General features: G+C 71.4%; 12 protein-coding genes. 4 read left to right on the top strand and 8 right to left on the bottom strand.

All coding sequences use genetic code 11. The annotated features are described in order from the left end of the window. Window positions 1-144 precede the first annotated feature (144 nt). From ACFWV3_RS12455 to ACFWV3_RS12485, 7 genes are all read right to left on the bottom strand, one after another. Window positions 145-627 carry a hypothetical protein gene (locus ACFWV3_RS12455; protein WP_382411187.1) on the bottom strand — a complete coding sequence of 161 codons (483 nt, stop codon included), beginning with the start codon at window positions 625-627 and terminating at the stop codon, window positions 145-147. A gap of 33 nt (window positions 628-660) precedes the next feature. Then, the gene (locus ACFWV3_RS12460) at window positions 661-1,224 is read right to left on the bottom strand and encodes a hypothetical protein (RefSeq protein WP_382411188.1); all 564 of its coding nucleotides are present in this window, start codon (window positions 1,222-1,224) and stop codon (window positions 661-663) included. Further along, window positions 1,221-2,561: a hypothetical protein gene (locus tag ACFWV3_RS12465; protein ID WP_382411189.1), complete on the bottom strand. Its 1,341-nt coding sequence runs from the start codon at window positions 2,559-2,561 to the stop codon at window positions 1,221-1,223. The genes ACFWV3_RS12460 and ACFWV3_RS12465 overlap by 4 nt, the downstream gene beginning before the upstream one ends. Window positions 2,562-2,566: 5 nt before the next feature. Next, a complete protein-coding gene (locus ACFWV3_RS12470) occupies window positions 2,567-3,325 on the bottom strand; it encodes an ABC transporter ATP-binding protein (RefSeq protein WP_382411190.1) in 759 nt (252 codons plus the stop codon). Window positions 3,326-3,428: 103 nt separating this feature from the next. Next, window positions 3,429-4,193, bottom strand: coding sequence for an ABC transporter ATP-binding protein (locus tag ACFWV3_RS12475; protein WP_382411191.1), 765 nt, complete (start codon window positions 4,191-4,193; stop codon window positions 3,429-3,431). Next, on the bottom strand, window positions 4,190-4,966 hold the full coding sequence (locus ACFWV3_RS12480; RefSeq protein WP_382411192.1) for a zf-HC2 domain-containing protein: 777 nt from the start codon (window positions 4,964-4,966) through the stop codon (window positions 4,190-4,192). The genes ACFWV3_RS12475 and ACFWV3_RS12480 overlap by 4 nt, the downstream gene beginning before the upstream one ends. Then, a complete protein-coding gene (locus ACFWV3_RS12485; protein WP_382411333.1) occupies window positions 4,963-5,514 on the bottom strand; it encodes an RNA polymerase sigma factor in 552 nt (183 codons plus the stop codon). The genes ACFWV3_RS12480 and ACFWV3_RS12485 overlap by 4 nt, the downstream gene beginning before the upstream one ends. 116 nt (window positions 5,515-5,630) lie before the next feature. On the opposite strand from ACFWV3_RS12485, the gene ACFWV3_RS12490 reads away from it, so the two are divergent. Further along, a complete protein-coding gene (locus ACFWV3_RS12490; RefSeq protein WP_382411193.1) occupies window positions 5,631-6,314 on the top strand; it encodes a hypothetical protein in 684 nt (227 codons plus the stop codon). Here ACFWV3_RS12490 and ACFWV3_RS12495 read toward each other — a convergent pair. Beyond that, window positions 6,241-7,359 carry a PucR family transcriptional regulator gene (locus tag ACFWV3_RS12495; protein WP_382411194.1) on the bottom strand — a complete coding sequence of 373 codons (1,119 nt, stop codon included), beginning with the start codon at window positions 7,357-7,359 and terminating at the stop codon, window positions 6,241-6,243. The two genes, ACFWV3_RS12490 and ACFWV3_RS12495, sit on opposite strands and share 74 nt — an antisense overlap. A 122-nt stretch (window positions 7,360-7,481) precedes the next feature. Between ACFWV3_RS12495 and ACFWV3_RS12500 the strand changes: the two genes are divergently transcribed. The 3 genes from ACFWV3_RS12500 to ACFWV3_RS12510 all read left to right on the top strand — a co-directional run bounded on the left by ACFWV3_RS12500 (window position 7,482) and on the right by ACFWV3_RS12510 (window position 11,690). Beyond that, entirely contained in the window at window positions 7,482-8,537 is a 1,056-nt protein-coding gene (locus ACFWV3_RS12500) for a ferredoxin reductase (RefSeq protein WP_382411195.1), read from the top strand. A 109-nt stretch (window positions 8,538-8,646) separates the two neighbouring features. Then, window positions 8,647-9,765, top strand: coding sequence for a fatty acid desaturase family protein (locus tag ACFWV3_RS12505; RefSeq protein WP_382411196.1), 1,119 nt, complete (start codon window positions 8,647-8,649; stop codon window positions 9,763-9,765). Between the two features lie 140 nt (window positions 9,766-9,905). Next, window positions 9,906-11,690: a CocE/NonD family hydrolase gene (locus ACFWV3_RS12510; protein ID WP_382411197.1), complete on the top strand. Its 1,785-nt coding sequence runs from the start codon at window positions 9,906-9,908 to the stop codon at window positions 11,688-11,690. Window positions 11,691-11,698: the final 8 nt, after the last annotated feature.

Consider the following 11,698-nt stretch of genomic DNA (forward strand, 5'->3'; position numbering starts at 1 on the left):
TACCGGTTTCTCGATTTCCGGTACAAACGAATCGGTTGAGAAGCGGTTTTCACCCTCGCGAACGCGACAAACCGGCTACCCGCGGGGCAGCCGGTTCCGGTGGGTGTCGTGGGGGTGACGTTTCGTCAGGACCGGGTTCCGGCCCTACTTCGAGACCGGGGCCCCGTTCGGCCCGACGGCGAACCAGCGGTCGTCGACGCCGTGGCCGGTGATGTCACCCGCGGCCTCGTCGTCGACGTACCGGTGGACCGGGTGGCCGCCGACGGTCACCTGCTCCAGCCCGTCCGGGCGCTTCACCGTGCCCAGGAGCGACGGGTCCACGCCCGGCGCCTCGAACTTGCCGCCCGCCGCCAGCAGGGGCGGCCACACGAGCGTGCACTCGGGTTCGACGCACGTCGGCTTGGGCGGGTTCGTGCCGTCCTGGGTGTTCAGGTAGAGCGTGTAGTGCTCGCGGTCGGCGAGCACCTGGCCGGCCTGCGAGTCCAGGACCTGCAGCTTCGCGATGTCACCCGGCAGGACCTGGGCCGGTCCCGCCACCGGGCCGGCCGCCTCCTCCCGGGCGTCCTCCGCCGGTGGGGCGGAGCAGGCGCCGAGAGCGAGCAGCACGACGAGGGCGAAGCGGGTCACATAGGTGGATTACGGACATCCGCCGTGGTCGGTTCAGCGCCGCGCACCGCGTGCCGTGTAGGCCGCGATCCCGGCGGCGAACAGCACGACGGCCGTCCACCTCGTCACCGGGTCGTCCGACGCCCCGGCAGGCCACGTGACGATGCGCCAGGTCAGCGAGTCGCCCGGCGGCATGATCGCGCTCACCGCCCACCACAGCACGGGCGCGGCCGCCGCCAGCCGGGCACCCGCCACCGTCGCCGCCAGTCCGGCGAGACCGGCCAGCCCGGCCGCGTCCCGCAGGACGAACGCCACGTCGGACGGCGCGTCGCCGAGCGCCTGGGCCAGGAGCACCGCGACGGCGGCCAGTGCGGTGGCCAGCAGCAGGTGCCCGAACCGCCACGCCGGCCACGGGACCGCCGTCGAGCCGTCCAGCTCCGGGTCCTGGCCCGCGAGACCGACCGTGACCACGAGGACCGCGGCCAGTGCCGTCAGCGAGGCGCTGATCGCGGTCCACGGGTCGTGCAGGGCCGACCACGCCGCCAGCACGACCACGGGCAGTGCGACGACCGCGGCAGGTAGTCCACGCGACCGGGCATACAGCGCGAGGGCCCTCATCGTGCCGCCAGGACCGCGAGGGTGGACTCGGAGTCCTGGCACGTCAGCAGCATGCTCCGCGCCTTCGCGACCCGGTCCAGCTGCTCCTGCGCCGGCTGGCTGCGCAGCGCCTGCCAGGCGGACTCGACCCCGGCGCGCAGCTCCGAGCTGCCCCACACGTACCTCTCGGTGGCGAGCTCCGTCAGGCCGCCGTTGAAGTAGCCGGCGGTCAGCAGGCGCACCGTGCCCTCCCGCGAGTCGCTCGTGTTCGGGGCGGCGCAGCCCGGCACGCCCGCCCCGGCGAGCAGTTCCAGCCGCAGCTGGCCGGGGGAGAGCTCCCACACCCTGGGGTAGCCCTGCGAGGGCAGGTAGACCACCCCGCTGCCGCGTCGGGGCGCGGAGAGATGAGCCATCGCCGAGGTGTCCTCGCGGATCTCCGTGGGCGCGTCGGGCAGCACCGCGAGTTTCGCCAGCACCTCCTCGCCCACGGCGGCCACGGTGGGCAGCGCGTCCGCGTGCACCCGGCTCAGGCACACCGGGCCGTCGCACACGAGCTTTCCCGCGAACGAGTCGGTCACCAGCACGTCGGAGAACTTCGCGGGCAGGACCGCCAGGGCGAGGACCGCCGCCAGCCCCGCCGGGACGAACGCCACCAGCTTCGCGGCGACCGTCCGCGACACGAGCAGCAGGAACCCCGTCACGCCGAGGCCGGTGAACCAGACGACCTGGCCGAGGTCCACGGACGTCGACGTGGTGACGAGGTCCGAGCTCGGCGGGTCGAAGACGGGCGTGAGCAGGGCGAACCGCGGGATCTCGGCGCCGGGGGAGTCCACCTGCAGCGCCTGCCCGGCCGTGGTCGCCAGCATGAACGTCGCCACCAGCGACACCGGCACGGTCAGCGGGTGGGGGAGCATCCGCCCGATCGCGAGCCCCACCAGGACGCTCGACGCGAGCGCCAGCACCACGGTCAGCATGAGCGGCACGAACCCGGCCGACACGAACCCGCCGCCCAGCGCCACCCTGGCCACGAGCCCCGCGCAGAGCAGCGCCGCGGCCACGGCGACGACGCCCGCCACCGCCGTCGCGAGCGTGCCGAGCCGGACCCAGCCCGGCCGGGACGTGGCGGTGAACAGCTCGGTCACCCGCGCGCGGTTGTCCCGCATGCCCTGGAAGACGGCCAGGCCGACGACGAGCGCCCACACGTAGGCGATGGGCAGGCGCAGTTCCAGCAGTGCCGAGGTGGAGTTGCCCTTCCAGCGCGCGTGTTCCGTCGTGACGAGCGCCAGCATGCCGGTGCCGGCCGCGAGGACGACCAGCCCGGCCCAGAGCGCGGTGGAGCGCCGGAGTTCGATGCGCAAGCCGGTCACCAGGCACCCCCGGACTTCGCGCTGATCAGTGCCGAGTAGCCGCGTTCGATCGGGCTGTCGCCCACGTGGTCGCTCGTTCCCGCGTCGACGAGGTCTTTCGGCGTTCCCTGGAACACGAGGGAACCCTCCGACACGAGCACGACGTCCGTGCAGGCCGCCGCGACGTCCTCGACGAGGTGCGTCGAGATGAGCACGCAGGACCGCTTGCCCAGCTCCGCCACCAGTTCGCGGAACCTCAGCCGTTGCGCGGGATCCAGTCCGACGGTGGGTTCGTCGAGCAGCAGGACGTCCGGGTCGTTGACGATCGCCTGCGCGATGCCCACGCGCCGGACCATGCCGCCGGACAACGACTTCATCCTGTCCTCGGCGCGGTCGGCCAGCCCGACCCGGTCCAGCGCCCGGTTGACGGCGCCGGGGATCTCCTTGGCCGGCATCTCCTTCAGCCACGCCAGGTACTCCACGAACTCCCGGACCTTGAACCGCTTGTAGAACCCGAAGTGCTGCGGCAGGTACCCGAGCCGGCGCCGGACCGGCCGCAGCCTGCCGCCGATCGGGGTGCCGAGCAGCGACAGCGTGCCCGCGCTCGGTTTCTGGACCGTCGCCAGCGTCCGGATGAGCGTCGTCTTGCCCGCGCCGTTGGGGCCGAGCAGCCCGTGCACGCCCTGGCCGAGCCTCAGGTCCAGCCCGTCGACGGCGTTGCGGCCGCCGCGCCCGCCCACCCGCACGACCAGGCTGTCGGCTTCGATCGCCCGCATCCTGTTCTCCTTCAAGTCAGTTCCGCGTACGACCGGCAAGACGACGGGATCGCTCGTCCGGTTCTCCGTTCGCTGTGACTCGGAGCACATCCTTTGTGGACGGTCACCACGTGCCGGGGCGGCCGGGGAACGCCAGCAGCGCGCTGTAGCCCCGTTCCAGCGGGCTGTCGCCGGGGTGCTCCGCCGTGCCCGCCGCGGCGAGCTGGGCCGGAGTGCCTTGGAAGACGAGCTTTCCCGCACTGAGCAGGACCACGTCCGTGCAGGCGGCGGCGACGTCCTCGACCAGGTGGGTGGAGACGACCACGCACGCGTCGGAGCCCAGCTCGGTCAGCAGTTCGCGGAACCTCAGCCGTTGCGCGGGATCCAGGCCGACAGTGGGTTCGTCGAGCAGCAGGACCTCGGGGTCGTTGACGATCGCCTGCGCGATGCCGGCCCGTCGGATCATGCCGCCGGACAACGTCCTCATCCGGTCGTCGGCGCGGTCGGCGAGACCCACCCGGTCGACGGCGCGCTGGACGGCGGCAGGGATCTCGCGGTCCGGCATCTCCTTGAGCCACGCCACGTACGCGACGAACTCGCGCACCGTGAACCGCCGGTAGTGCCCGAACTCCTGCGGGAGGTACCCGATCTTGCGGCGGGCCCGCCGGAGATCTTGTTCGCCGAGCAGGGACAGCGTGCCCGCGCTCGGTTTCAGGACCGTCGCGAGCGCTCGGATGAGGGTCGTCTTGCCCGCGCCGTTGGGACCCAGCAGCCCGTGCACGCCGCGGCCCAGCGTCAGCGTGACGCCGTCGACGGCCTTTCGCCTGCCCGCCTTCACCTCCAGGTCGCGGGCCTCGATCTCCCAGGCGTAGGTGGTGGGCGCGGTCATCGGGTCGCCTCCAGGCGGGTGAAGGCCATCCTGCGCCGTGCGATCACGAGCAGTCCCACGGCGAGGATGGCGGCCCACACGGGTGTGGTGTTCTCGTTGAGCACAGCGGACATCCGGCTGAACGCGATCGTCGGCGCCACGATCGCCACGGCCCAGGCCGCTGTCAGCGCGACGGCCGCGCGGGTGATCCCGACGAGCGTGCCGAGAGCGAGCGTGCCGACCGTGAACGCGAGGCACGGCAACAGCCAGCGGGTGAGGTCGACGCCCGTCAGCAGACCCGCGACCGCCAGCCCCGGCACCACCACCGCCAGCACCGCGGCCGTGCGCCGGAACACCAAGGGCAACCCCGCGCGCGGGGTTGCGGCGATCAGTTCGTAGGCGGGATCCAGCGCCCGGCTCCACGAGGCCGCGACCCCGAGCACCGGCAGCACGGGCGCGATCAGCAGCACCACCGACACGTTGCCCGCACCGGCGAGCTGGTCGAGCGCCACCGCGGCGGCCGTGACGAGCAGCAGCATGGCGAGCCACGGCCCGGCCGCGGGCGAGACCCACCCGGTGAGCCGCCGCTTCGCCCTCGGCATCTGCGGCGTGCGGTCGAGCATCGGTTCGAGGTCCGCCCACACGGCTTGTGCGATCGGCTCGGGACTCAGCCTGCCCCGGCACGGCGCACAGGTCTCGAGATGCGACTCGACCGCCCACAGCTCATCGGCCGCGATGTCGTCGTCACCACGCGCGTACCGGCTCAGCAACAGGTCGCCGGGATGGTGCGTCATGCCAGTGCCTCCCTCATCGCGATCCTCGCCCGCCGGGCCCGCGTCTTCACGGTCCCCTCCGGCACGCCGAGCAGCAGCGACGTCTCCCGCACCGACAGCCCGTCGAGCACCATCGCCTGCAACACCTGCCGCAGCTCCGGCGCCAGCCTGCGCAACGCGTCCCCGACCTCGTCGCCCACCACGTCGTGCAGCACGGCGTCCTCGGCAGCGGGAGAGGAGAGGTCCGGCGCGGCAGCCGCGGGCGGCGCCGCGTGGTGCGCCCGCCGCCGGAACGCGTCGATCAACCGCCGAGCCGCGATCGTCCACAACCACCCGACCGCACTCCCGCCGGCCGAGGCCCCGGCGAACGCGTCCGCCGCCCTCCACACCGCCAGGTAGGTCTCCTGCAGCACCTCGGCCACGACCTGGTCGTCCGAACACCGCCTGCGCAACCTGATCGTCAGCCACGGCGAGGTGCGCCGGTACAGCTCCTCGAAGGCGCGGCGATCACCCCGTGCGACACGACGCACGAGCTGCTCCTCGTCCAGGTCGGCCGGCTCACCCCGGATGGCTCTCACACTCCGCAAGACGCTGGGGGCGGCGGACGGGTTCTCGTCGTGGTGTGGCGTGCGTCACTGGCAAGGTAACGGGGGTGCGTGTGGGCCGCGATGTGGCCGGTGTGCCGATGACGGACCTGACGACGCTGACGCTGCCCGCCTGGGCCGATCCCGCACAGGAGGTCGTCGACGAGCATGGAGTGCAGATCAAGGCGGACTGGTGGCGTGACGCGATCGGTTCGCGCCGGTTGCCCGGTGTGCCGCCGGTAGGGGAAGAGCTGACGAGAGCGGAGGTCTGGGCTCCGGCGGACGACGTGTTCACGCTCCTGTGGCGGACCCTGGCCTGGGGATCGGGGCCGTACCTGCGGCTGAACCTGCGTCGCCTGGACAGCGTCGCCGCGGACGTGCCGGGCTGTGAGCGCCTCCTGACGAAGGCCGCGGAGCTCTCGGGGAGCGACCCGGCCGGGGCGTTCGCGCTGCTCCGGCCGGGCAGGCACAACGCCATCCGGTCGTTCGGGCCCTCGTTCTTCACGAAGTTCCTGTACTTCGCCGGCGGAGGGGCGCCGGAGCACCCGTGCGCGATCCTCGACCGGGTCGTGGCGACGAGGCTGCGCGACGAGTGCGGCTGGGCCTCGCTCCACCGGTACGGCCCGTGGCCTGCGGAGACCTACGAGCGGTACTGCGGTCTGCTCGCCCGTTGGGCAGGGGAGCGCGGCTGCACGGCGGCTCAGGTCGAGCTCACCCTGTTCCGAGGGCTCCAGCAGGCAACCCCACCGCCAGCGTCAGCTCCAACACCCGCTGCGGCGAGCTGAGATCCGGAAAAAGGTCCCGCAACTGCCCCACCCGGTACCGAACGGTCTGAGGGTGCACGAACAACGCCGTCGCCACCTCCTCCCGCCGCCCCTGGTGCAGCAACCAGGCACGCAACGTCTCCTCCAACCGCTGGGCCGTCCCCGCCGACAACGACCGCAACGGCGCCAGAGCACGTGCCCGCAGGTCGGCGTAAGCGTCCGGATCGGCGCTCAACACCAGCTCGGACAGGTGCTCCTCGGTGTCACGGATGTCCGTGGACAACGAGCGCGCGCGCAACGTCCGTGCGTACGAGGTCGACGCACGCATCCACGGTCGCGCGGGGCCCACGACGGCATGGCGGCCGCTCAGCTGTCGTAGCAGGTGGGCGCGGTCGGCGTCCGGCACGAGCAGCACGCCCAGGGAGTCGGGCAGGTCGTCGAGCACCAGCGTGCCGGGGTCCAGTGAGCGGAACGCGGGGCGGGCGAGGGCGGCGGGCAGCAGGGCCACGGTCAGCGAGGTCGGCACGGGCCAGGCGGCGCGGCCGGCGGCGGCCAGCAGGACCTCCGTGCTCGCGCCGGCCAGCAGGTCGCGGGCCAGTTGTTCCAGGTGGCGTTCGTGGGCCAGGCCTCGCGCGGCCAGCTCGTCGGCGTGGCCCGCGGCCGAGGCGGCGGACAGCTCGTCGATGTAGGCGAAGGTCAGCTCGGCGAACTTCGCCACCTCCGCCGCCGGCAAACCCGCTGGTACGGCGCCTGCGGCCAGGCCTCGCCAGGCCACGCGGGCGCCCACGCGGTAGGCGCTGAGCAGGGCGTCCATCGAGCGGCCGTCGCGGACCTCGCCGCGGCCCAGTTCGTAGGCCGCGTCGCTCGCGTCGCCGCCTGTCGCTGTGCCGCCCGCCAGGTCGAGGTAGTGTCCGAGCGCTGTGCGGACGGCCCGGCGGATGGTGCCGCCCATGCGCCCCGAAAGTGCGTTGGCGTAGCTCGGGACCTCGTCGATGATGGCCTGCACCACCTCGTCGGCCGTGGTCCTCAGGACCGCGCGCAACGCCGTGACTGTCTTCTCGTCCAAGGCCAATTCGGTGGCCCGCTGTATTGCATGACTCACGATTTGTTCCCCGCGAACAATTCTGCCGAGCAGATTCACGTCGTACGGACAGGACTTTACGCCCTGAGGCGCATCAAGCTGGAGTCATGACGAGTGCCGCCCTCCGCAGCAGGGCGTGGAAACTGCTTGAGCTGGTCACGACGCCGCTGCTGCCGTCTGACTACCTCGACCTGGTCAGCCCGCTCCGCGCGGGCGCTGACCTGCGAGGTCGCATCGAAGCCGTGCACCCCGAGACCGGGGACGCCGCGACCATCGTGATCAGGCCGGGCCGGGGCTGGCGAGGTCACGTCGCCGGCCAGTACATCCGCGTCGGCGTCGACGTCGACGGCGTGCGCCTGTGGCGCGCGTACTCGGTGACGTCGCCGACCAGCCGCGCGGACGGCCGCATCACCATCACGGTGAAGGCCATCCCCGACGGCAAGGTCAGCAACCACCTGGTCCGCAAGGCGAGACCCGGCACGGTCATCCAGCTCGACCAGGCGACCGGTGAGTTCGTCCTGCCCCGCACGACCCCCGCCAAGGTCCTCTACCTCACCGCCGGCAGCGGCATCACGCCCGTGATGGGCATGCTGCGCGACGCGCAGCTCGCCGACGTCGTCATGGTGCACTCGGCGCCGCGCAAGGAAGACGTCATCTTCCGCAACGACCTGCACGACCTCGTCGCGGACAAGTCCCTCACGCTCGTCGAGCTGCACACCGACACCGACGGCATGCTGAACGTCGCCGAGCTCGAGAAGCTGGTCCCGGACTGGGCCGAGCGCGAGACGTGGGCCTGCGGTCCCACCGGCCTGCTCGACGCGGCCGAGGCGCACTGGACCGAGCACGGCGTCGCCGACCGCCTGCACACCGAGCGCTTCCGCCCGACCGTGGTCGTCGCCGGTGACGGTGGCGAGGTCACGTTCGGCAAGACCGGCAAGACCGTCGAGGCCGACGGCGCCACCCCGCTGCTGGACGTCGGCGAGAACGCGGGCGTGCTCATGCCGTCGGGCTGCCGCATGGGCATCTGCTTCGGCTGCGTCACCCCGCTCAAGGCGGGTGCGGTGCGCGACCTGCGCACCGGTGAGATCACCGAGGCCGAGGACGGCGTGCTCGTCCAGACCTGCGTGTCCGCCGCGGCGGGCCCCTGCGAACTCGAACGCTGACCTTCGAACGCTGACCGTCGCACACCGACCGTCGACCGTCCCCGCCACAGACCTCCCTCCCCCCGCGAAGTGGCCCACCCCCAGCCACTCCACTGCGAAAGCGAGCCCCATGACCGCCATCGACCCCACCGCCCACCTCACCGCCGAGCAGATCGAGGAGCTCGGCCGCGAGCTCGACGCGATCCGCGACGAGGTCATCGCGAGCCGCGGTGAGAAGGACGCCGCCTACATCCGCAAGGTCATCTCGGTGCAGCGCAAGCTGGAGCTGACCAGCCGGGGCATCCTGCTGTTCTCCCTCTTCCCGCCGGCCTGGCTGATCGGCACCGCCGGCCTGTCCGTGGCGAAGATCCTGGAGAACATGGAGATCGGCCACAACATCCTGCACGGGCAGTGGGACTGGATGCGCGACCCGAAGATCCACTCCACCACCTGGGAGTGGGACCACGTCTCGCCCGCCGACCAGTGGAAGCACTCCCACAACGAGCTGCACCACACGTACACCAACGTGATCGGCAAGGACAACGACCTCGGCTACGGCATCATGCGCGTCGACGAGGACCAGAAGTGGCACCCGATGCACCTCGGCCAGCCGCTGTGGAACTTCATCAACGCCTGCTTCTTCGAGTACGGCATCGCCGCGTACGACCTGGAGCTCGGCAAGAACCTCCACAAGCGCCGCCGCAAGAACCCGGAGTTCCGGGCGCGGGCGAAGGCCGTGGGACGCAAGATCCGCCGCCAGGTGCTCAAGGACTACGTGATCCACCCGCTGCTGTCGGGCCCGTCGTTCCTCACCACGCTCGCCGCGACCTTCACCGCGAACCTGGTCCGCAACCTGTGGTCCCACTCGGTGATCATGTGCGGTCACTTCCCCGAGGGCGTGCAGACCTTCGAGCGCCGCTCGATCAAGGGCGAGACGCGCGGCCAGTGGTACCTGCGCCAGATGATGGGCTCCGCGAACATCAGCGGCAGCAAGGCCATGCACATCATGACCGGCAACCTGTCGCACCAGATCGAGCACCACCTCTTCCCCGACCTGCCGAGCAACCGGTACGCCGAGGTCGCCGTCAAGGTGAAGGCGCTGTTCGAGAAGTACGAGCTGGACTACGTCTCCGGCCCGCTGCCCAAGCAGGTCTTCTCGGCCTGGCACAAGGTCTTCCGCCTGTCGCTGCCGAACAAGAAGCCGAAGGTGACGACGCCGGACCGCGACCAGGAGCTCGTCGCCGCCTGACAACGAGACATTTACAAGACAGAAATTGGTTTAGATCTTTCGGCCGTACCGGCTGACACGCCGGTACCGGTGAGATTCCTTCGTGGGGCCCGAGACGTTGTACCCCTGCTGCTGCATCGGGCCCTCCGACGGAGGAACCTATGCGAAGGGTCTACCTCGTCGCGGCCACCCTGCTCATGGCCGCGACGGTCTGCACGCCTGTCTCCACCGCCAACGCCGCGGCCGCTGCCGCGATCACCGAGACCGTCTACGTCGAGTCCGCAATGGACAGCGACTCGGACGGCAAGCTCGACCGGATCGCCGCGGACGTCATGCGGCCGGACACCACCGGACGAGTGCCGATCGTCATGGAGGCCAGTCCCTACTACGGGCTGAGCGCCGCCAAGGCGACCAGCGCCGGCGTGCCGCGGGGCTTCGGCCGGTGGTACGACGAGTACTTCGTGCCGCGCGGGTACGCCGTCGTCGAGGTGGAGATGCAAGGCACCTCCCGCTCGACCGGCTGCCCGACCACCGGCGGCCCCGAGGACACGGCGAGCGTCCGCGCCGTCGTCGACTGGCTGAACGGCCGTGCCAAGGCCTACTACGCCGACGGCCGCGAGGCGAGCGCCACCTGGAGCACCGGCAACGTCGGCATGCTCGGCGTCTCCTACAACGGCACGCTGCCCAACGCGGCGGCCGCGGCGAACATCCCCGGCGTCAAGACGATCGTGCCGATCGCCGCCATCTCCAGCTGGTACGAGTACGCCCGCGACCAGGGCATCGGCTACAGCGGCTGGGAGTCCGACTACCCGACGTTCCTCGCCAACTACGTCGTCAGCGCCGCGCAGAAGCCCAAGTGCAAGGCGGTGTTCGACAAGCTGACGGCCGACGACGGCGACGGGTCGTGGGACTACACGTCGTTCTGGAAGGCCCGCGACTACCGGGTCGGCGCGAAGGACGTGACCGCGTCGGTGTTCGTCGTGCACGGGCAGTCCGACTGGAACGTCAAGCTGTCGCAGTTCGGCCGCTGGTGGAAGGAGCTCGAGGCGCGCAACGTGCCGCGCAAGATCTGGCTGCACCGCGGCGGTCACCTCGACCCGATCTCGTTCCGCCAGGCCGAGTGGCAGCGCGTCATGGGCCTGTGGATGGACCACTGGCTCAAGGGCGCCGACAACGGGATCATGGACGAGCCCATGGCCGACGTGCAGAAGCCGGACGGCAGCTGGGAGCAGGACTCCTCCTGGCCGCGGCCCGGTACGGCGGCGACCACGCTCTACCTCGGCCCGGCGGCGAGCGGCGTGTCCGGCTCGCTGACCACCACCCCGGTGACGAGCGGGACGCAACGCCTGGCGGACAACACGAACCTGACCGAGGCCGCCATGATGGCCAACCCGGACACGGCCGACTCACGTCGGCTGGTCTACGCGACGGCACCGCTGGCCAAGGACACCAGGCTGTCCGGTGAGGTCAGCGTGACCGCCCGGATCACCTCGAACCGCGCGTCGACGGCGTTGACGGCGGTGCTCGTGGACTACGGGCCCAGCACGCAGGCCACGCTGACCGACCGCAGTCCGCTGCAGCTCTCGACCGAGACCTGCGCCAAGAACGACCTGCGCGACCGCACCGGCTGCGCGCGGCCGCCGGACGTCTCGGTGCAGGCCGTGACCGCGACGATGCTGACGAAGGGCGCCATCGACGCCAAGAACAGGTCGTCGCTGGAGACCGGCACGTCGCTGCCCACCGGTCAGGCCGTGGACGTCACGTGGAAGCTGCACCCGCGCGACGCCCTGATCCCGGCCGGGCACCGGATCGGCATCGTGCTCGTCACCAACCACAGCTCGTACATCGCGCGGGACACCGGGTCGAGCGGCATCGCGCTCGACGTCTCGCTCGGGCTGAGCAAGGTGGTGCTCCCGATCGTCGGGGGAGCGGTGGCCACCGCCTGATGACCGGG

The sequence above is a fragment of the Lentzea sp. NPDC059081 genome (assembly GCF_042738015.1).
In the GTDB taxonomy this organism is placed as follows: Bacteria; Actinomycetota; Actinomycetes; order Mycobacteriales; family Pseudonocardiaceae; genus Lentzea.